At 55.1% G+C, this 20,640-nt stretch carries 13 protein-coding genes; 7 read left to right on the forward strand and 6 right to left on the reverse strand.

The genetic code is table 11. The features are described from left to right. Nucleotides 1–14: 14 nt before the first annotated feature. The 4 genes from EQG79_RS03215 to EQG79_RS03230 all read right to left on the reverse strand — a co-directional run bounded on the left by EQG79_RS03215 (nt 15) and on the right by EQG79_RS03230 (nt 4,646). Complete coding sequence (locus tag EQG79_RS03215) at nt 15–1,364, reverse strand: NAD(P)/FAD-dependent oxidoreductase (protein ID WP_129599866.1); 1,350 nt, start codon at nt 1,362–1,364, stop codon at nt 15–17. A gap of 133 nt (nt 1,365–1,497) precedes the next feature. Beyond that, nucleotides 1,498–1,740, reverse strand: a complete 243-nt coding sequence (locus EQG79_RS03220; protein WP_129599869.1) for a TraR/DksA family transcriptional regulator — start codon at nt 1,738–1,740, stop codon at nt 1,498–1,500. Nucleotides 1,741–1,860: 120 nt separating this feature from the next. Beyond that, nucleotides 1,861–3,552: an AMP-binding protein gene (locus tag EQG79_RS03225; RefSeq protein WP_129599872.1), complete on the reverse strand. Its 1,692-nt coding sequence runs from the start codon at nt 3,550–3,552 to the stop codon at nt 1,861–1,863. A gap of 290 nt (nt 3,553–3,842) precedes the next feature. Continuing rightward, a complete protein-coding gene (locus tag EQG79_RS03230) occupies nt 3,843–4,646 on the reverse strand; it encodes a hypothetical protein (protein ID WP_236648657.1) in 804 nt (267 codons plus the stop codon). 132 nt (nt 4,647–4,778) lie between these two features. On the opposite strand from EQG79_RS03230, the gene EQG79_RS03235 reads away from it, so the two are divergent. The 7 genes from EQG79_RS03235 (at nt 4,779) to EQG79_RS03265 (ending at nt 14,588) form a co-directional block, all read left to right on the forward strand. Continuing rightward, nucleotides 4,779–5,447, forward strand: a complete 669-nt coding sequence (locus EQG79_RS03235) for an acetoacetate decarboxylase family protein (RefSeq protein ID WP_165358831.1) — start codon at nt 4,779–4,781, stop codon at nt 5,445–5,447. 111 nt (nt 5,448–5,558) lie between these two features. Next, the gene (locus tag EQG79_RS03240; RefSeq protein ID WP_077920254.1) at nt 5,559–6,347 is read left to right on the forward strand and encodes a FecR family protein; all 789 of its coding nucleotides are present in this window, start codon (nt 5,559–5,561) and stop codon (nt 6,345–6,347) included. A 44-nt stretch (nt 6,348–6,391) separates the two neighbouring features. Beyond that, on the forward strand, nt 6,392–9,469 hold the full coding sequence (locus EQG79_RS03245) for a SusC/RagA family TonB-linked outer membrane protein (protein WP_129599877.1): 3,078 nt from the start codon (nt 6,392–6,394) through the stop codon (nt 9,467–9,469). Nucleotides 9,470–9,482: 13 nt separating this feature from the next. Beyond that, the gene (locus tag EQG79_RS03250; protein ID WP_129599879.1) at nt 9,483–11,165 is read left to right on the forward strand and encodes a RagB/SusD family nutrient uptake outer membrane protein; all 1,683 of its coding nucleotides are present in this window, start codon (nt 9,483–9,485) and stop codon (nt 11,163–11,165) included. A gap of 188 nt (nt 11,166–11,353) precedes the next feature. Then, nucleotides 11,354–12,280: a sugar phosphate isomerase/epimerase family protein gene (locus EQG79_RS03255; RefSeq protein WP_077920257.1), complete on the forward strand. Its 927-nt coding sequence runs from the start codon at nt 11,354–11,356 to the stop codon at nt 12,278–12,280. Between the two features lie 51 nt (nt 12,281–12,331). Then, complete coding sequence (locus EQG79_RS03260; RefSeq protein WP_129599881.1) at nt 12,332–13,075, forward strand: 3-keto-disaccharide hydrolase; 744 nt, start codon at nt 12,332–12,334, stop codon at nt 13,073–13,075. A gap of 172 nt (nt 13,076–13,247) precedes the next feature. Continuing rightward, nucleotides 13,248–14,588, forward strand: a complete 1,341-nt coding sequence (locus EQG79_RS03265) for a Gfo/Idh/MocA family protein (RefSeq protein WP_129599884.1) — start codon at nt 13,248–13,250, stop codon at nt 14,586–14,588. Between the two features lie 85 nt (nt 14,589–14,673). On the opposite strand, the gene EQG79_RS03270 is transcribed toward EQG79_RS03265, so the two are convergent. Together EQG79_RS03270 and EQG79_RS03275 are read right to left on the reverse strand one after the other, a co-directional pair. Beyond that, a complete protein-coding gene (locus EQG79_RS03270) occupies nt 14,674–19,188 on the reverse strand; it encodes a putative Ig domain-containing protein (protein ID WP_129599886.1) in 4,515 nt (1,504 codons plus the stop codon). Nucleotides 19,189–19,326: 138 nt separating this feature from the next. Continuing rightward, the gene (locus EQG79_RS03275) at nt 19,327–20,622 is read right to left on the reverse strand and encodes a DUF2851 family protein (RefSeq protein WP_129599888.1); all 1,296 of its coding nucleotides are present in this window, start codon (nt 20,620–20,622) and stop codon (nt 19,327–19,329) included. Nucleotides 20,623–20,640 lie beyond the last annotated feature (18 nt).

Consider the following 20,640-nt stretch of genomic DNA (forward strand, 5'->3'; position numbering starts at 1 on the left):
GAGGAAGGGAAATATTATCGTCGATTCCCGAATAGGTTGAACAAGCCTTTACGGCCTTTCAGCAAAGCAACCGGTTTATCGCGATTTTCGGAGTTGTAACGGGTAATGATGTCGACTTCAAACTGCCGGAAAAATTCAGGATCGAAGTTTGCCTGGGGCAGGTGCTCAATGACGTGCTTGATCGACTTCCCCTCTCGAATCCATTGTTGCCAGACGTCCTGCCGCTGCCGCAGGCCTAACACGTTCATGCCCGTTACGGCCTGATCGCTGACCCGGTAGTTAATCCGGATGGCTACATTCTCTGTAGCATGCTGCCAGTAGAACGACTCTTCGGGGCCGTCGTCAGGCAGGAAATTAGCCACATTCCCGTAGGTCTGGTACTCGATATCAAAGAATTTGGCCGAGTTGAAGAAGACCCCTGGCTGGTAGCGGGTGCGCGTACCCAGCAGGGTTTTGGCCACCGTTTCGCCCATAATTCGGCCTGTATACCAGATTTGCTCCAGCGGCTTCCGGCCCGCTGGTGGATGCCGGTGCTGCACACAGTCGCCGATAGCATACACATCGGGCAGGTTCGTTTCCAGGTATTCGTTTACCAGGATACCTCGGTCGGTGTCAAGGGGTGTCTCTTTCAGAAAGCCAATGTTCGGGCTGACCCCCACGGCAACGCCGACAAACTCGGCGGGTATTGTTTCGCCCGTTTTCGTGATGACGGCGTCGACCCGGCCCGCTCCATTGTCGCGCAGTTCAGCCATTTCGGTATCGATCCGCAGGTCGACATGATGGTCGCGGATGTGGCGGGTTACCATCGCCGACTCTTCGGGGGGAAGAACGCTGCTCCAGAACGTCTTTTCCCGAACCAGGAACGTAACCCGAATCCCACGCGACAGCAGCATTTCGCACAGTTCGATGCCAATCAGTCCACCGCCTACCACCACCGCCTGCCGAATGCCCGCAGTAGACGCTTCCATCCGATCCAGATCAGGTTTTCCATACAACCCCTGTACGCCCTGCAACTGCTGGCCGGGCCAGTCGAAAAAATTGGGTTGCGACCCCACGGCCAGAATCAGGACATCATAGGTGAGCGTCTGACCGCCGGCGTACTGAATCAGTTTGTTGCTGAAATCGATGGTATCTACCCTGACCTGAAGGAGATCGATGCGATTTTTGGTCCAGAACCAGTCTTCGTAGGGTTTGGTATGCTGAAACTCCAGATGCCCCATGTACACATACATCAGTGCCGTACGGGAAAAGAAATGGGGCGTTTCGTCTGATACTACTGTAATCTGGTCATCAGTATGTTTTCGCAATTCACGGGCGGCCGTAATGCCTGATATACCGTTACCAAGAATAACGATGTGGCGCATAAAGTAAAGAGAAGACAGGCTGCAGAGTTTCGGTTGCGAAAACGTTGATTGGCAAACATACCGTAATTGCACAAAAAAAGCCACAATCCGTAGAAAGTGGCTTGCTTACTTATAGTAATCGGCAAAAAGGCAGCTAGTTCCGCTTCTCGCGGGTCATGGTAAGTGACGCACCCATACCGCGCCGGGCCTGCATTTTATGCAGATGGGCTGCTTCCTGTTGCGAAACAAGCTGAAGAGCAGCGTATTCGGTCTTACCGGTAATCAGCGGAAAACCGGCTACCCGCTGCACCGACGAACAGGGCACGCAGGTACGGGCGGTAGGCAGCGCTTTCAGACGGGCGTCCGGGATCGTATTACCACATTTCACACAATACATAAGGCGATCTGGTTGGTTATATAGATAACCAATCAGATGCCCGAATCGTGCAAAATTCAGGCTGAACCTACAGCGCCAAGCCACTGATTTACAGCATTTTGAAAATTATTTCTCAAAATACTAGTCTTCCCAGATCACGGTTTCGGTTCGGCTGAACCAGGGCTCCATATGGGGTTCGTAGTAAGACTCGATCACGTTTCGTTTAATTTTCATGGTGGGCGTCATGCGGTTGTTTTCGATAGTCCACGGGTCTTTTACCACCACCACTTTTCGAACGTGTTCGTACGCGTGCAGGCGCGGGTTGAGCTGCGACAGGGTTTGCTGAAGACTGGGTTCGACCACCTGACGACCCGCCTGACGCCCGGTCTCTGATAGTACCACCAGCGCAATGGGTTGGGGCAGATGCTGACCGCCCACACAGATCTGCTCGATGTAGGTGTTATCGGCAAAACCAAACTCGATCTGGGCCGGAGCAATGTATTCACCCTTCGGACTTTTATACATTTCCTTAACCCGACCCGTAATGCGCAGATAGCCATCATCGTCGACCTCGCCCACATCGCCGGTAGCCAGCCACCCGTTCTTCAGAACCGCTTCGGTCAGGGCCGGTTCGCGGTAGTAGCCCCGCATCAGCCAGCCACAGCGGGTCAATACCTCGCCCGTTCTGGAATCGATCCGGACATCGACACCCTCGTACAGTTGGCCAACGGTACCGTCTTTGACGCGGCTGACAGGCATGATCGACACAGCGCCCAGATTCTCAGTCATGCCGTAGGCTTCCTGGATGTGAATATCCAGCTTCCGGAACCAGCGGATCAGCGAAATCGGCATGGGGGCCGCGCCCGTGATGATTAGTTTGGCCTCGTTAAGGCCCAGTCCTTGGCGTATCTTTCGCTTAACGATGCCCGATAAGAAAGGAATTTTGAGCAAGGTATCGAGTTTGTGCTGCGGTAGTTTAGCCAGTACGCCCTGCTGTAGTTTCGTCCAGATACGCGGCACGGCCAGGAAATGGGTAGGGCGCGCGGCCGCCAGATTACGGGCAAACGAATCGAGCGATTCGGTAAAGTAAACAGTACCTCCCGTTGCCAGACTGGTTGCTTCCACAATGTTCCGTTCGGCCACGTGGCACAGGGGCAGATACGAAAAGAAGCGGGTCTCAGGCAGGTCGTGACCCATGCGGTAGCGCGTATGCCCAATAGCCTGACGTACCGCCCCATAATCAACCATAACCCCTTTCGGATTGCCCGTCGTGCCGGATGTATAAATGATCGTGAACAAATCGCTGTCGGCAGGTACGGGATGGCCGGGGTACGGTTGGTTCGTTGCCAGTATCTGGTTCCATTGTGCATAGTCGGGGTCCGGCGCGGAGCTGTTGGGGCGGTAATCCGGAAAAGCAATGCCGTGAACAGTCGGCGGAACACCTGGTTTGATAGCCTCCCAATTGTCAATCTTACCCACAAAAAGCACCCGGCACCCACTATGCTCGAGCACCTGTTTGAGCTGCTCAGCGGTAAGCGTTGGGTAAAAAGGTACTGACACATGGCCACTCAGCAGGATGGCAATATCGGCAATGAGCCAGTGTGCGCAGTTTTTCGAAATCAGGCCGATATTACTCCGGGGTGGTAGCCCCAGCGAGTGGATATAAGTTACCAGCCGACGAGCCTGCTGACCAACCTCAGCCCAGGTAAAATCGATATAGGCATCACCCACGGGCTGGCGCAGGTACACTTTCCCGGGTTGCTGTTGTTCCCAGCGATAGAACGACTCGATCAATGTTTCGGCTCCCTGCCTTTCCGTGCTACCTGTGTTCATCTTCGTGCTTACATCTGGTGAAATGTAATTTTACACGAAAATAATTTAACAAAAAAAAGTCAGAGCGATATGTTATCACCATGCTTTACACAGCAATCATTGACGGCAGCACGGCCCCATTTCAGGTACACAAGACTGGTTATCAGCAGCAAACCTTTATATTAGTATCTCCTGACTACGTAGCCTCGTCGTACCGGTTTTCAACTTGCTGATAAAGCTACCTCACCCGGTCGTGACCGATTAGGCGGTTGGTATGGGAATTTCGGAGCAGGAGCCCAGAACAGCCACAATTACTTTTTCTGTTTTCTTTTCTTCCGCCAGTATTTTAGATCGGCGGTCAGGTTTTCCAGAAAGAACGAAGGACCCACTGAAATGTAGAAGCCGGTATAGTTGATCTGACTCGCCGGCACGTCTTTCTTCAGAATAAATCGATACCCACCCAACACGTTGAAGCCGAACCAATGCAGCGGGCGAAACCATCTGATTCGTGGAAACTGGTAGGCCGTCAGAACCCCCACGCCCAGTGGAATAAAGACACCACGCGCTACTTCTTCCTCGGTGCCCCCGTGGCGTTCGTAACGGGAATGGCCATAGCCTAACTCGAGCGGCAAACTTACCTCCAGCGCTTTTTTGCGGTAGAGATATCGTTCGTAGTAGGCCGTAGCGATGCGCAGATGCCGGGTAACCGACTCAGATGTATTGGGTAGCAGTCCGGGCCGGTTAATATCCTGGTTCACGAAATAGAACCCAAGTCCGGCTTTGAAGCTGGCCGAACGCCCTCCCGACAGCTCAGGGCGGGCGTCGTGGGGCGGAAACAGGAAGCCAGCCCGAATCCCGTATACGCTCACCGGTGTGCGTCGGCCATTTTCGTTTCGCGTGTCGCTGAAGAAGAAAAACCGCTGGTCGGTAGAGGCCGTGAAGGTAAGTGACATCGGCTTTACTGACTGCACAGACACCGTATCGGGCTGGTTGGTCCGTTTCAGATCGGTTGGTTTTCGGACGGTGACGTTGGTCTGGGCCAAACCGGTCAGGCTGGTAATAAGCCAGAGACAGACCAGCCAACCAAGCGGGTATAGGTTTACTTTATCTTTCATAACGTTCAGTGTGGACATAACTCAGCCGACGAGCAATGGTTACAAGCCAATAGGCAGAAACAAGCCCGCTGGCCTGGATGTTGCTAGCTCACAAATACCTGTCTATTCATGTTGCCAACGCCCCGACATCAGATGAACGCTCCTCCCCCCTGGACCCTTACTGGCTATGGTCTGATTCTGGTTGCCCATTTTCCGGAGGCCTTTGTTCGCCGGCATGGGTTTCTTCAACCCTACCAGCAAGTAGCCTACCGGGGCTGGTTAGGTACGGTCATGCTGGTGAACTATCAAACCTCTAACGTTGGCCCTTATGCCGAGCTGCTCTTCATACCGGGTCTGTTTCGCTTTGGAAATACAACCAGCTTTTCCATCGCCAAAATTTATGTTTCAACCGAGGAGAGCGTTGTGAATGGCCGGCTTAACTGGGGCATTCCGAAAGAGCGGGCCGACTTTGCTTTTTCAGAACCGGCCCGTGGCTATCAGCAGATCTCGGTCAGTCGCAGGGGGCAGCCGTTTCTGTCGGTACAGGCGAAAACGTGGGGGCCCCGTTTTCCGATTTCTACCGCCTTCGTGCCTGGCTTTCGGGTCGTGCAGGCGTCATTTTTCGAGGCATCTGAGCCTGCGGTCAGTGGTCTGCTCTTGACGAAACCAACGGCATCGGGTTCAGCCAGACTAGCCTCGCTGACCAATGTGACTATTGATAGTACCTTTTTTCCAGATTTAAGTGCAATAAAACCGATTATTGCGCTGTCGGTAGAAAATTTCAGCATGCAGTTTCCCCATCCCAGGCAGATACGGGGCTGATTTTGTGGTTTTAATTCGAAGGCACCTGTCTAACCCCATGGATCAACGACAGGTGACATAAGTAGAACTCCTCAAAGCTCACCCTTTAAGACAAAAGTCAACATCTAAAACGTGCATCAGAAACCATACGCTGCCTACAGCGCCGAGGAGTTTGCCCTCGACGACCTGTTTGTCCGGTGGGTACAACACCCCGACGACGAAGAGGTAGTGGCGTACTGGGAGCAGTGGTTGCGTAACAACCCCGCCTGTTCAGAAACAGTTGATACGGCGCGCATCCTGGTCGAGACCGGTAGTCGTCCGATGCTTCCCTCACTCACGTCCGATGAGATTTCGACGGTTTGGGGGCGCATCCGCGAATCGCTCGAAACGATGGAAGACGTTCGTCCGCTGCAACCCGATGTACGGGCCGTGGTTGGCTGGTGGTACTTTTTCCGGACCGTAGCCGCCACGCTGGGTCTAATCCTGCTCGTAGGCTGGGCGCTCTGGATGCAGTACGGCCCCGAGCAATCAGTACAGGTAGTACGAACAAATGGTGGCCAGACACGCAGTGTCCGGCTACCCGACAACTCAACGGTTACATTACATCCGAACAGCGTAGTTCGGTTTGCCCGCTGCTGGCACGACGAATCGCCGAGGGCGGTCTGGCTGCAGGGGGAAGCTGACTTCGCGGTTGTTCACAGACCTGATACCAGTTCGTCGAGACTGTTTCGGGTACATACAGCCGACCTGACCATCGAGGCTGTTGGTACCACGTTTCGTGTACGGCAACGGCCCAAAGGCACCCGTGTGGCGCTCCAGTCCGGCCAGGTTAATCTGCTGATCAGTCAACAACAATCTATTCGCCTGCAACCCGGCGATTCTGTTGAGGTTGCCGGAGGGTCGATTCAACCCTTACCCTGAGTTATATAATTTGTTGTCCTAAACCTGTCTAAACCTGTTCGTTTATGAAGTTAACAACTACCCAATTTATTGGGTTGTCGTGGCGTCCTGTTGCGATGCTAACGGCACTTACGTTGTTGGGTCAGCCTGCTTTCAGCGCCCCCCCTACTCATCGCTCTGTTCTTGTCGATCCGGCTCAGGAACGCGTCATTACCGGTCGCGTACTCTCGACCGATGACAACAACCCCTTACCCGGTGTCAACGTTGCCGTGAAGGGAACCAACCGCGGTACCACTACCGATGCCGAAGGCAACTACCGCATTGGGGTTCCCGCAGGCGGAACCGTACTGGTCTTTTCATCAGTGGGCTTTATCAGTCAGGAAGTTACGATTGGCAATCAGGCAACTATCAATCTAAGCTTGAAAACCGACGACCGCTCCCTGAACGAGGTCGTCGTTGTGGGGTATGGTACGCAGAAAAAGAGCCAGTTGACGGGTGCTATCTCGTCGGTATCGGCAAAAGAAATCGCTGAATTACCCATCACCAACGCGCGGCAGGCCTTACAGGGCCGGGCAGCGGGGGTTGACGTTATTCAGAACGGGAGCAAGCCGGGAGCCGGCGTAACCGTCCGGATTCGGGCCCGTCGTTCCATCAACGCCAGTAACGACCCCCTGTATGTACTGGACGGGATTCCGCTGGCCGGGAACATTGACGACGTTAACCCGAACGACATTGCGGGTATGGAGGTCCTTAAAGATGCGTCGGCTACGGCTATCTACGGATCGCGGGGCGCCAACGGCGTAGTTATCGTAACGACCAAACGCGGCAAACCAGGCGGTACCGTCGTGGCTTATGACGGCTACTATGGCACATCCACTTCGCTCGGCACCATCGACGTAATGGATGGCCCCCAGTTTGCTGAGTATAAGCGGGAGTCACGCCGGGCGGTCAATGCCTATACGACCGATGCAGCCCTGTTTGAGCCCATCGAGCTGGACGGCATCGCTAAAAACCGGACAACCGATTATCAATCCTATTTACTGCGTCAGGGCAGCATCCAAAGCCACAACGTTTCGGTGCTGGGTGGCTCCGAAAAAACCCAGTTTGGCCTGTCGGTCGGGTATTTCAACGAAAAAGGGATTATCTACAATCAGGACTTTACCCGGTATAACTTCCGGCTGGCCATTGACCACCAGATCAGTAAGAAAATCAGGGTGGGACTTACGTCGCTGGGCGCTTATGGCCTGCAGAATGGCGAAAACTTCAACCCCTACGGCGGAGCCCTCCAGGAAAACCCGCTCGGCAAACCGTATGATGACAACGGCAACCTGATTTTCCTGCCCACCTCAGACGGACTTCGGACGAACCCGATTGCCGAGATTATTCCGGGCGCCCAGATCGATCTGGTTAAACGAATCCGGATGTTCAACAGCCTATATGGCGAGTGGAACATCATCGATGGCCTGAAATACCGGGTCAACTTCGGCCCTGACTTCACCAACCGGCGGGTTGGCCGCTTTGTCGGTAGCCAGACAAACGCCCGGCGTGGTGGCGATCCAACCGGCTTTACGGGCTATAATTACCAGTTCAACTACACGCTCGAAAACATCCTGTCGTACCAGAAAACGCTGGCCGACGTACACAACCTGAACATCACGGCGCTTCACTCGCTGCAGCGCGACGACGTGGAAGAAGGGACGATGAGCGTAACGGGTATTCCGGCCGAGACCCAGCAGTACTTTAACCTCGGTCAGGCCACCATCATTAACGGGATCGGGACCAACCTGACCCAGTGGACGCTGAACTCGTACATGGGTCGTATCAACTACGACTACAACGACAAGTACCTGCTCACGCTTACCGCCCGGGCCGACGGATCGAGCCGTTTCGGTGTCAACAACAAATACGGCTTTTTCCCCTCGGCAGCGGTTGGCTGGAACCTCAGCAACGAATCGTTCCTGAAAAGCAGTACCTGGGTCGATCTGCTGAAACTGCGGGTTAGCTACGGCTCAACCGGCAACACGGCCATTAACCCATACCAGACCCAGACGCTGCTTACCCGTACTACCTATGCGTTTGGCAGTACACCGGCCTATGGCTACCGTCCCAACAGCATTGGCAACCCGGATCTGAAATGGGAAACGACCACCACCGGTAACATCGGTCTCGACTTCAGCTTATACCGGGGTCGCGTGTCGGGTACGATTGAAGTATACCGGGCCAACACCCGCGATCTGCTGCTGTCTGACCAGCTTCCGTTTACCAGCGGCTACGGCAGCGTACTCCGCAACGTGGGTAAAACCCGTACCGAAGGGGTAGAAGTAACCCTCTCGACGGTCAACGTCAGCACAGCCGGCGGTTTCCGCTGGACAACCGACATCCAGTGGGCCCGCAACCGGGAATCCATTGTCGAACTCTTCAATGGAAAGGTCGACGACATTGGTAACGCCCGTTTCATTGGTCAGCCCCTGACGGCCTACTTCGATTACAAGAAGATCGGTATCTGGCAGCTCGGCGAAGAATCGGCCGCAGCCAGCTTCGGTCGTAAGGTGGGTGAAATCAAAGTAGAAGATAACAACGGCCGGGCCGCCGATGGTACGCTGACGGGCAAACCCGATGGCAAAATCAACGCCGACGACCGGGTCATTATCGGGTCGCAGGTACCTGAGTTTACCGCGGGTATGACCAACCGGTTCAGCTTTAAAGGCTTCGACCTGTCGTTCTTCCTGTTTGCGAGGGTCGGCAGCACCATCCGCAGCGGCTTCCATACGTCGTTCAACTCGCTGGCCGGTCGGTACAACAACCTCGATGTCGACTACTGGACGCCCAACAACCCAACCAACGAGTTTCCACGGCCCAACCAGTCGCAGGAAGCACCCGTATTCCAGTCAACGCTGCAGTACTTCAGCGGCAGCTTCCTGAAAGTCCGGAATATCAACATCGGCTACAACATTCCCGAGTCGGTTACCAAACGGCTGCGGATGAGTAGCCTGCGGGTATTTGCGTCGGCTCAGCAGCCGTTCATCTTCTCGGAATACCGGTCTAAATACAAAGGCATTGATAACGAGTCATTCGATTCGGTCAACGAAAGCCAAACGCCAGCCGTCAAGCAATTCACGTTCGGAATCAACGCCAAATTCTAACTGCAACCTATCCATGAAAAAGTCATATCTATTGGTGAGTGCCTTGACAGTGGGCTTACTCTTCAGCACAACCTCCTGCAAAGACGTATTGGAAGAGGTACCTGTTTCGCAGGTAGGCGCTCAGTACATCAACAGCGCAGCCGGGTTCGAAGCCGCGGGCCGCGCAGCCTATTCGACCCTGCGCGATTTCTACGGTCGCGAGATCGGGATGAACCTGACCGTATTCGGCACCGACACCTATACGATGGGGGCCGATGGGAGTTACAAGTTCATGAACCAGTACCTGTCGCAGTTTGACGGGCGGGTCGACATCCTGCGTGACCTCTGGAACAACTTCTACGTGGGCATCAACACGATGAACATTGTCATCGATAATGCCGCTACGGTCACCGGTCTGGATGCCAACCTGGTCAAGCGCCGGGTCGCCGAGATGAAATTTCTGCGGGCTCACCATTATTTCGTGCTGGTACAGACTTTCGGCGGTGTTGCGCTGATCACAAAAGGTAATCTGGAACCAACTAAAGCGTTCAACCGGGCTTCGGTCAAAGATGCGTATGCTTTAATCACCAGCGATCTGGAATCGGCTATACCGGATTTGGGTACGCCGACTTCAGACTACGGCCGGGCTACCAAAGGCGCGGCAGAACATCTGCTGGCTCGTGTTTATCTGACCAAAGCGACCTCGGAAGCCGCTGCCGCCGACGACTACGCCAAAGCAGCTACCTACGCCACGAACGTCATCAAGAATTACAGCTATGCGCTGCTGCCTGATTTCGCGAGCGTATTTGCCCAGGGGGGTGGTGAGATCAACAGCGAGGTTATTTTCGCTACGCAGTATACGTCCGACGCCTTGACCAATATTGGCGTAGCCGGTGGGGCTGTCGTAAACGGTAACCAGACTCACCTGTATTTCGGTATGGAATACGATACGCAGGCAGGTATGCAACGCGACGTGCTGGGTGGCCGTCCTTTCAAACGCTACCGCCCAACTACGTACATGCTCGAAACGGTTTTTGCCCAGGCAAACCGGGTCAATGATTCGCGCTACAAAAAGACGTTTAAGGATACCTGGCTCAGCAACCGCCCTGGCACCTACACCAACATGTTCGACGATTCAAAAACGTCGGCCACCTTTGCCGCTGGCGATACCACGATTTTTATTCCGGGTTTCGAGATGTCGAAGGCTGAGCGGGCCAAGCGCAAATACCAGGTGCTGGTGCCGAGCAACTACCGCCCCAACCTGTTCCCAACCCTTCAGAAGTTCCTGGACCCCCTCCGCCCCGACCGGACGTACGAGGCCGGTAGCCGCGACTTCCTGATGTTCCGACTGGCTGAAACCTACCTGATTCTGGGCGAGGCACAGTTCAGACTGGGTAAGCTCACCGAAGCAGCCGAAGCCATCAACGTAGTCCGTCGGCGGGCAGCCTGGCCGGGTCGGCAAACTCAGATGGAAATTACCCCCGCTCAGCTGAGTATCGATTTCATCCTCGATGAGCGCGACCGCGAGCTGGCCGGCGAAATGTTCCGCTGGTTCGATCTGAAACGGACGGGTAAACTGATTGAACGCGTCAAAGCCCACAACCCCGATGGCGGTCCGAACATTAAGGATTTCCACGTACTGCGGCCTATTCCGCAGGATCAGATCGACCGTACCACCAACGGGGCTACTGCCTTCCCGCAAAACCCCGGCTACTAATCACGTTGAACCATACTCAGCAAAAGCACCGGAACCCGTTCGTTTCGGTGCTTTTTGTTTCTGTTCCTGGCAGGATAAGTAGAAAAACGGCATTGGCGTCTTACACAGATGCATGGGCGTACAGCATGCTCTGTTTAACCATCAGTATTCGGTTCAGCCTATACTGATTATTCCTAACTCTTATCACTATGAATGAAACTGTAAATAGACGACAGTTTCTGAAAACCACTGGTATTTCGGCTCTGGCTCTCACAGCCGGAGCCGATTTTTTGCTGGCTCAGTCAGCAAAAAAGTCTGGTTTGCAGATCGCTTATTCAGCCATCACCTGGGGCGGCAACGACGCCCAGGCCATTGCCGACCTGGCCGCTCTTGGCTACCGGGGTGTTCAGTTGCGAGCCAATACCTTTGGTCCCTACAAAGCCAAACCGTCAGAACTGAAAGCGTTACTGGATCAGCATAAACTGAAGCTGGCCATGTTCTCGAGCGGTAACGTAGAGATCGATCCCGCCAAAGAACAGAGTACGATCGATATGCACGTGGCTCACGCCAGCTTCGTGAAAGCCCTGGGCGGATCGGCCATTCAGCTCACCAACAGTGTTCGGCCCAAAGATCGGCTTCCAACCACCGACGAACTGAAACGGCTGGCGGCCGTCATGAACGAAATCGGCAAACAGACTGCCGATATGGGTGTTCAGGCGGCTTACCATAACCACATGAACCAGCTCGGCGAAACGCCGGAAGAAGTTGATGTCATTGTGCAGGCCATGAATCCCAAATACTGCAAGCTGCTGCTCGACATTGCCCACTACAAACAGGGCGGTGGACAGCCCGAACAGGCCGTGAAGCAGTATAAGGACCTGCTGTATGCACTGCACCTGAAAGATACCATGTCGCCCCTGCCCGATAAACCCGACAATCCTAAAGCCTACAAGTTCGTTGAGCTGGGCCGGGGTAATGTCAACGTTCCCGCCGTATTCAGTGCTCTCGACGAGATTAACTTCAAAGGCTGGGGCATCATTGAACTGGATGGCGTTCCTGAAAAAGACAAATCAGCGGCCCAGTGTGCCCAGATCAATAAAGACTACATTACCAAAACGCTTAAACACAACCTGTAAGCCAGTGCACCGGGGTTTACCTCTGGCGCCCGGGCGTTAATCTGAACACGTATGAAACACCTTTTTGTAGCCGGCATCCTGTCGCTGAGTCTGATAGCTGCCGAAAAACCCCAAAGCCCCAATACCCTAACCGATAAAGAACGGAAAGAAGGCTGGAAGCTGCTCTTCGACGGTAAAACGACAAACGGCTGGCGCGGAGCCTACAAAGACAAGTTTCCGGATAAAGGCTGGTCCGTACAGGATGGTATGCTGAGTATTCAGAAATCAGACGGATCAGAGTCGCAAAGCTTTGGCGACATTGTTACGACCGGCGAGTACGGCGATTTCGATCTGACTTTCGATTTTAAACTCACCGACGGAGCTAACAGTGGCCTCAAATACTTCGTGGTTGAGCAGCAGCCGAAACCCAAAGGATCGGCTTTCGGTCTGGAGTTCCAGGTTCTTGATGACGACAAACACCCCGACGCCAAGATGGGTCGCGATGGTAACCGAACAATCGGTTCGCTCTACGACCTGATCACAGCCACCGGAAAAAAAGCCAACCCCATCGGCGAATGGAACACGGGCCGGGTGGTGTCAAAAGGGCAGCACGTTGAACACTGGCTGAACGGCAAAAAAGTGGTCGAATACGAGCGGGGCAGCGAAAAATTCCGGGAGCTGGTTGCCATGAGCAAATACAAAGCCCCCGAGTATAACGCCAACGGCCGGTTTGGTGAGGCCAGCAAAGGTCACATCCTGCTTCAGGACCACGGCGACCAGGTATCGTACCGCAACATCAAGATAAAGACCCTGTAAACCCGGACCACAGACCCGAACAGGTAACCAGCCTGTCGCCCAAATTCTGAGCATCCGCCAAGTAAAGTACCTGCCAGTCATGACTTTACCAGGATAACGTCAGGCGAGTAACAGGCTGATGATGAAGTAACGGCATACAGCTTATTTTATAAACCAGAGATACTACGTCACTATGGAAAATCGTCGCGATTTTATTAAAAAAACGGCCGTGGCCGGCCTGGGCCTTGCGCTGCCGACGGCCAGCTTCTCGGCCAGCAGTTACGCTCGTATTCTGGGCGCAAACGACCGGGTTCGGGTAGGGATCATCGGTTTCTCGGACCGGTTCCGGCAATCGCTGGCGCCGTCGTTCATGAACCACGCCAAAGACATGAATTTTGCATTTGTGGGCGTTTCGGACATCTGGAGCCGCCGTCGCGATGAAGCCGAATCATTTCTGAAAGGCAAGGGCTGGAACGACAGCGCCTTCTTCAAAGCCCGCAACAACGACGAACTCCTGGATCGGAAAGACGTGGATGCGGTCATCATCAGCACTGCCGACTTCCAGCACGCGCTCCACTGCGTCGATGCCGTAGAATCTGGCCGGGATGTGTACGTCGAAAAGCCGTTTGCCGAATCGCTGGAAGATGCCCGCAAGGCTTTGAAAGCGGTTGAAAAGTCGAAGAAAATCGTACAGGTCGGTTCGCAGCGCCGGTCGGCTCCCAACTATCATGCCGCCAATGATTTTATCCGATCCGGTAAATTTGGCGACATCAGCATGGTAGAGATGACCTGGAACGTGAACCAGCCCGGCCGCTGGCGCCGGGCCAAACTGGTTTCCGAAATCCGGAAAGAAGATACCGACTGGACCCGCTTCCTGCTCAACCGCCCCAAAGTAGACTGGGATTCGCGCAAATACCTCGAGTACCGCCTGTTCTACCCATACTCGTCCGGCATTCCGGGTCAGTGGATGTCGCACCAGATCGATACCGTTCACTGGTTCAGCGGTCTCGAACATCCGCGCTCGGTAGTCGCCAACGGGGGTGTGTATGTCTGGAAAGACGGTCGGGTAAACCCCGATACGTTTACGGCCGTGTTCGATTACGGTCCGGACAACGACAAAGCCAAAGGGTTTCAGGTGCTGTATTCATCGCGGATGCACAACGAAGCAGGCGGCACGAAAGAGTATTACTACTCGAACGGCGGCATGATCAACCTCGATACCAACAAGATTACCTCGGAGGGTGGTTTGCAGGCAGGTCCGGCCAAAGAGATGGGAATGGAGCCAAACCTTCTGGCTGCTACGGAGCTCAAATCGATGGGCCAGATGGCAACCGGTGCCAATACCGGAGCCGACCCCATGACGTCGCTGCACATGCGCAACTGGATGGAATGCGTACGGAGCCGTAAAGAGCCGAACGCACCCGCTAAAGCAGGCTTTAACCACTCCATTGCCAATATCATGGCAACCATGGCGCTGCATACCGGTAAGCGTGTTACCTGGGATGCTACCAAACAGGATGTTGTAGTCAGCTAACCGACGGCTTATTCTATAAAAAGCCGGGCCGTTGATGCGTAATAGCATTAACGGCCCGGCTTTTTTATGTCTGCTCAGGAAAATCCTATTGCTTAACTACCTTAAGCACGACGGTCTGCTGACCGGCGGACAACCGCAGCAGGTACAGACCCGCGGGCCGACTACCCAGCCGCACCCGTTCCAGCTGATCAGCAGTGGTAACAGGTACCGAGGAGTCGACAAGGGCATTACCAGCCAGATCGGTCAGCACGATTCCGACGGTTTTACCCATCGCCCCGCTGATACGAACTGTAAACTCCTCGCCTACCGGATTCGGCAGCAGCGTAGCCGTCAGGGTGGTACCGGGTTCAGCCGCGGCCGCTAACCGACCATTTGGGTTGGTAAACGTTAGCGTAAACGAGGTGCGTACTGACTGCCCAGCGCCATCGATGGCCGTTACCGTAATCACGCGCTGATCGGGCTGGCTGACGGTTCCCATGATGGTCTGGTTGAGGTACATCAGTCCACGGGGCAGGTCACTTACATCGATGCCCGCCACGGGGCCGGAGAACGTACCGGCCGGGATCGCAAAACTGAAGGGCTGGCCAACCGTACCGGTCTGATTGGGGATCGACTGCGCTACCGCCAGGCTTCCGCTGTTGCTACCCTGATTCGGGCTGGTAAACGTAAGCAGGAACGTTGTCTGCACCTGATTCCCCTGTCCATCAACAGCCGTTACGGTAATATACCGCTGGTCGGGCTGACTAACGGTACCATCGAACAAGCGGGTATCGCTGTAGTAAAACAGCCCGCGGGGCAGATCGCTTACATCAATAGCAGTAACCGGCCCGGAGAAGGTACCCGCCGGAATAGCGAAACGGAAGAACTGACCAACGGTACCGGTCTGATCAGGTATGGTCTGCGCTACGGCCAGACTTCCCTGAGCGCCCGTCGAGAACGTAAGCAGGAAACCGCTTCTTACGGTGTTGCCCTGGCCATCCGACGCCGTTACGTTTATGTACCGCTGGTCGGGCTGGCTAACCACCCCACTGATTGTCCGGGTGCTGCTTGTATACATCAGCCCACGGGGCAGATCGCTTACATCTACCGAAGCAACGGAACCGGAGAAGGCGTCGGCGGGAATCGTGAAGCTGAACGACTGCCCTACCAGAGCGGCCTGATTAGGAATCGGTTTATTCACCGCCAGTGCCCCATTTCCCGGGGTAGGCCCGGCCGCCGACTGAATCGTAAACACGAGCGTCAGGCTGTTGGCCCCGTTTTGCGGGTCTGTGGCCGTAATGGTTGCGGTGAAGCTACCCGCCTGGGTTGGAATGCCGCTGATCAGCCGCAGGTCAGGCGGGGTCTGGCTCAGACCGGCGGGCAAACCAGCCGCGCTCAGGGTCAACGGCTGACTTTCCGGATCGGAGAAGGTGCCATCGGGCAGCTTATAGCTGAAAAACTGGCCTACTGTACCCGTCTGGGCAGGTAATGTCAGGTTTACGGCAGGCGGCAGATTCGCTCCCTGCGTACGGCAATAAGCCCCGAAATCGAATTCGTACGTAACCTCGGCGCCACTCTGACGAGCCCGGAGCAGAATGGTGGTGCCGCTGTTGGGATCCGAGCGTTTCTCGGCATCGATCGTGCCGTTCGGGTTCGTTGTCCAGGTCGGGGTAATGCCCAGTCCGAAAAACTCGATGGGCGTACCATCGCCCCCGCTGGTTCGGAAGGTAATGCCCCCCGTCTGACAGTTGTAGAGCGGCATCGTAAGAGTCAGTGGCGTAGCAACCGGAGCCAGGTTGAAACGGGCAACGCTAGGGTCGTGATCGCTGTCCTGATCGTTGAACTCCGAGTTGATATGCACCACATCCATGCGGTCGAGCCGATTGCCGGTCAGGTTGTTACTAACCAGAATGTGGTCAATGGCCTGCGCGTTGCCTTCAAAATTATAGGTATAGCGTTCGTTGGCTGGCAAGGTCTCGATCAGCGCAGTTAGCGGAGCGGCCTTCAGGATATTGAGCGGACTGGCAAATTCAAAATCGTTCAGGTCACCAGCTACAATGACGTTGGCACTGGCATCGACGGCCAGAATAGCCTGCACGAAATCGCGTATCACCGTGGCCTGTTGATTGCGCTGGGTCTCACTACTCAATACGGGAGGCTGCACATTTCCGAACAGCGGATTGTCGCCCCCTTTCGATACCAGGTGGTTACCAATCACGAACACGGTCTGTCCGTTGAAGAGGAACTCACCAGCCAGCGGCTTCCGGCTTGCGCTGTTGGCGCCCCCCCCATCGAAGGCTGGGTTCGTGGGCTCAACCCGCCCCGGGCTGAACGACAGTTGTGGCTTTCCGCCAACGTTGTTCACGGTCGTGGCGCTGGTCGATGTGCCTCCCGGACGATCGACGAACGTAACCCGGGCCGGATTGAACAGAAAACCTACCCGAATATTGCCTCCCGGCTCTCCGCCATCCTGGTTGTTCACGGGGTTAATCTGTCGGTATTCGTAGGTGGGCCCACCAGCCGTAGTGATGGCATTGATCAGCAGGCCAAACGTCGTTGACGCATCTACAACCCCGTTATTCGTTGGGCCGCTGTTATCCTGAATCTCTTCCAGCAGCAGAATGTCCGGTGAGCGCAGATTGGTAACGATTCGACCCGCAATGGCCGAGAACGTAGCATCGCCCGGGTCCAGGTTCTCTACGTTGAAGGTGCCAAACGTCAGTTGACCGGTCGTACCGGTCAGATCAGTCACCTCTTTGGTCAGCGGGTTAGAGACCACCACCGGCAGGGATGTAGCCAGCACCTCGTAATTACCAGCCGCATAGTTGACAATCCCGGTAATCGTGTTGAACAAGGCGCCGGTGTTGACCACAGGCGTGACAAAACTATTGTTGGGCGGGTTCAGCAGGTTGTCGTCAATCTGGATGCGCTCCGGGTTGAAGTCAGCAGCGCTGATGACGATACCTCCCCGTGCTGATCGGCCGGTTACGTTAGCGCCATTATCGGCCAGCACCCATACTTCACCCTGGGCTGCCCCACTGGTGACTGTAGGACTGGCTGCAACCGGGTTGTTGATCTGTACCCGCATCCCTTCCAGACTCTCGTAGAAATCAATACCGTCGGTGGCGGGGTCGAAACTGCTGAAATTGTCGTCTTCGATGATGGTAGTCGGAATAGCCCGACCGCCGGCACCCACTATCGTTGCGGCTGGCAGCGTTTGACCTTCCGACAGCTCAGTTACCGTAGGGCTGGTAATCTGCGTAATGGTTAGGTTAGTACCCGTGCCAAACTCGCCAACGACCCCGCTTACCTGCACGCCGTCACCAACCAAAATGGTAGAAGCCGGCGCCGTACCACTGCCCGTAAAAACGAATATCCCTTCTGACGTCCGGTCATCAGCGTCCGGCTCGGGATCCTGCATGTAAAACCCGTTCGACGCACGCGCCGTTACGATGCCGGTTACATTGGTAACCGTTTGTCCGAACAGGGGGGATCGATGTGAGGTACCCTGTATGGTCCGGATTCGGGTTACGGGCGCACTTTCATTATCAGTAATAACAACCGTTGCCAGGTTGTCAGGACTGGCCCCAACGGCATAGCTGGTCGAACTGGCCAGCGTCAGGGCAGCCGTCTCGGCGCCTTCCGAATCGGAGTCGTCAACGGGCGTTATGGTGATATCGGCAGAAGCTGCCCCAGCGGCAATGGTAATGGTGCCACTCAGAGTCGGGGTGTAGTCGGTGCCATTGATAGCAGTGCCTCCCACCGTATAAGTTACCGTCAGCGGATCCGTTGTAGCACCCGTACGGGAGAAACGAAACGTGCCGGGATCAGAACCGGCTTCCGCAGCGCTGGCGTCAATGGCAGCCAGGGTTACCGTTGGCAGGGCTACCCCACCGCCGGTCGACGCCGTTACCGTCAGATCATCAATGGCCAGACCGTGATCATTGCCTGTATCGTTCGCATCTGTCCAGCGAAGTAAAATTTGCTGACCAGCCTCAACGGGCGTTGCGAAGGTGATGGTTTGGGTCAGCGTTGTCCGATTGGCGGCCAAATTACCATCCAAAGCACTAGCCGCAACGCCTGATATGGGACTTATAAAATCAAGTGCGTCTACAGGAGTACCCGTTGAACTAAGCGTGGGCGAAGGCCCGACAATGTAGGCAAATGTTAACCGCTGAGGACCTGCGGGTGGATTGCCTCCCCCAACGCGCCACTGCTCGCCCGTGTAGGTGATGTTTAACGAGGTAATAGCGGTACCGGTGTTATTGGAAAAAACGACGCCGAAAACCGATTGCAGCGTTCCCGAAGCCAGCGCCCCCAACGCACGATCAACATTGCCGGTTGAACCGTAGCTATACGTATCGCCCGTGTTTCCAGTGCCCGCATCGGCAGCATACTGTTCGTTATCACGGCCTCCTCCTCCGCTCTCCTGCAACAAAAACCCGGCAGGCAAATCCGCATTGGTAGTGCCACTGGTGGCCAGCCCGTTAAAGTTCTGGGTGTAGGTCAGATTGCCCGCCGACAAAGACACCTGAGCCCGGGAGTCGGCTGGCCTGAGCAGCGCCAGCACAAACAACCCGCCCACCATCGTTGATGAGAGTAGTTTGTAGATTTTATACATATTGTTTTGGGTAGAATAAACAACCAGGGTACGCTGGTCAGTTACAAAGGTATGCCGGAGGTCAGGACCTATCCGTTAATAAATCTTTACGTTTATAGTTTATGTATAGATTCTTAGCAGGTGGAACGCTGGTGTAATTTATCCTTTCAATAGTCCGGCCCCAATCTGGCAGCTGAGGCATTTCTTCTGGGTGCAGAACTCATTGTACAATTCTATACCCGCCTGCGAGTCGAAAGCTGTCTGAATGCCCATACCCAGTTTGTTCCAGCCTTCGGTCAGTCGGTTGTGTTCAGCGGGGAGCTGCTCCAGCAAAGCGATGGCCCGATCGAGATAGGCGGGTTGGCCCCGGTGATGAGCATAGGCAGCCAATAGTGGCACAACCGTATTAATAACAATATTCTCGGCCGACATACGACCCAGCGCCGGGGATCCCCTGTCGGTAGCTTTCCCGAACCGGTAATGTGTCTGCCAGTAGTCGGAGGGCGTAACCTGTAGTGCTTGAAGGATTAGTTCAACATCGGTAGTTGCCACAAACAGCGAAAACAGACTCGCGTGCCGGGTAAGCAGCCGGGCCAGCTGAGCCAGCCGAAGCGTAGGAAAACTGGCCGGTCGCAGGCGGCCCCACTTCCAGGCGTGAGCCATCACCTGTAGCCCGGTCAGTTGGTATTTGGCGGCCAGAAACCGGTATTCCCGCTGCAACATGCCGCCGTACTCATCAGGATCGGTTAATTCATCGAGCAGGCCGGCGGCTCCAAACAACATGGCTTCGGCCTGAATAACCTTATCCCGATGCTTAAGAATAGCTTTCAGGGGGACAGCCCGGCTGAGCTGCTCCATCGGTTCCGCATTCAGCTTAAACCCCATGTTTACGGCCAGCATCTGATACGCCGTTTCTTCCCAGTCCGATCCTGTCTGGTCAAATATGGCCTGAACGGTGGCGGCTTTGCGCTCAAGCCGTTGCAGCATGGCTTTATCCAGCATCGACGTTATCCGCAGCGGCTGCACCGACCGAAACTGAGCAGCACAGGGAATTGGCGCAGCGGAATCGTGAAGCTGCCCGAACCGATCGATCAGCGCCCGGTCGGTGAGGGGTTCAAGAACCAGTGTCGGAAGGGGTGTGCCATCGGTGCGCTCGACCCGGCGACTGCTGGCCGGCTGATCATCCTGCCAGACAACATGCAGTATGACATTGTCGTAAGCGCGGTCGTGCTGATGCCGATGGGCCAGCCAGTCGGTGGTTCGGGTGTGCATCTCAACGGTGCCTCCCCATTCCTGTCCACCTATGAGCAGCCGCGCATTAATGAAATCGGGACCAGCCCCGTGGTTTCTGAAACCCGGATGCAGCACCTCAACCTGCTCACCATCGGTCGTGACGAGCAGGCTGGGGTTTATGTACTGATATTGCCAAAGGAAATACAGAAACGATTCGGGCACGATAGCTGGCTACTGACA

This window comes from Spirosoma sordidisoli (assembly GCF_004138325.1).
Classification (GTDB): domain Bacteria; phylum Bacteroidota; class Bacteroidia; order Cytophagales; family Spirosomataceae; genus Spirosoma; species Spirosoma sordidisoli.